Source organism: Mycobacterium sp. Marseille-P9652, assembly GCF_902652685.1.
Classification (GTDB): domain Bacteria; phylum Actinomycetota; class Actinomycetes; order Mycobacteriales; family Mycobacteriaceae; genus Mycobacterium.
The window spans coordinates 1-1,437 of the sequence record NZ_CACRUY010000124.1 but is presented as its reverse complement, the minus strand read 5'-3'; the positions used below and the strand labels follow the sequence as shown (position 1 = coordinate 1,437).

General features: G+C 71.4%; 1 protein-coding gene. It reads right to left on the bottom strand.

Annotated features, from left to right (window positions below; translation table 11 throughout):
- Positions 1 to 1,257: RNA polymerase sigma factor (locus GPY60_RS26840; protein WP_231639846.1), on the bottom strand; the 1,257-nt coding region annotated here is incomplete at its 3' end.
- Between the last annotated feature and the right edge of the window lie 180 nt (positions 1,258 to 1,437).

Genomic DNA, 1,437 nt, shown 5'->3' with positions numbered 1-1,437 from the left:
CGGCCGCACCACCCGCGAACACCCTTGCGCCGCAGACGATTCCGCCGCCGGCACCTGAATGGGCGCCGGTCCGTTTGCCGGCGGCGGAATCGTCTGCGGCGCAAGGGTGTTCGCGGGTGGTGCGGCCGGTGGTGGCGGGTTCGTTGCCGGAGCGACGGCCGGGGCCGGCGCGACCGGAAGCTTCATGGGGGCGGGCGCCTTCCCGCTGAGCTCGGTCGGCGTGATCGCGGTGTCGCGGTGGTAGAACAACGCGATCGTCAGCATCGACGAGAGAAAGAAGACGGAGGCGAACAACGCGACCCAGGGAATGACCCGGCGGAACCGGCTCTGCGGGGCGTCGCCGTCCTGTTCCGGGTCGTCGAATTCCGCGGCCAGCGCCGTGGTGTCGGCCGAGTGCACGTCGCCGGCCGCAGTATCGGCGTCCGCGTCGGCGGGAAGGGCGCCGGCGGCGGCACACAGCTGGATCTGGCCGAGGGTCTGGTCGCGCAGCCAGGCGGGCGCGGGAATCAGTATCGGCGCCGCGCCCAGCAAGGCGACCGGACTGACCAGGCGCCGGCGTTCGTCCTCGCAGGTCGGGCAGGACTCGATGTGGCGGCCGATGCGCTTGCGCATCAGGACGCTGAAGTGGCCGTCCCAGCCCGCCAGGATCGCGGCCAACTCGGCGCACCGCTCGGCGGTGTGCTGGGCCCGGCGCGCCACCAGCAGCGCGCCGAGCGACGTCTCGATGGTGTCGCGCAGCCGCGACACCATCCGGTTGGCGGTGCCGGGGCTGACGTCGAGTGCGGTGGCCAGTTCGGGCCCGTCCAGGCCGTGGCGGTAGGCCAGTTCCAGGACCGTGCGATCACGGTCGGACAACCCGCCGGCCGCCTGCGCGATCAGATCGGCCAACTCGCTGCGCGCGGCCAGGGTGTCCGGGCCCGCATCCTGCGACGCCGCGTCGGGTAACTCGTCGGAGGCCTGCTCGCGGCGGCGGTCCCGGATGCAACGCAGCGCCACGTTGCGGGCGATGGCGTACAGCCACGGGCGCAGCCTGTCGGGTTCCCGGAGCTTGGGCAATTGGCTTGCGGCGGTGCAGAATACGTCCTGCACGCAGTCGGCGGCGGCGTCGCGGTCGCGCACCATGCCCACGCAGAAGTCGTGCAGCCGGTCGGCGTAACGGTCATAAATCATGGCGAAGGCGCGCCGATCGCCTCCCGCCGCCGCGCGGGCCAATTCGGCGTCGCTGACGATGTCCCAGTTGGATAGTGCGGTCGTCACGTCGTTTCCCCGGCCGATGAGGCGTCGGCACCGCTGCCCGCCGACGCTGGCAATAAGTGTGCGCGTGCACGGGCGAAATGGCACGCAATATTTCCAAGCCCGATGCTCACTTGCACACACCCTGCACGAAATGGTGCGGGGGCAAGCACAGCCATGGCGGGGGTGGCAGCTGCGGCGGTG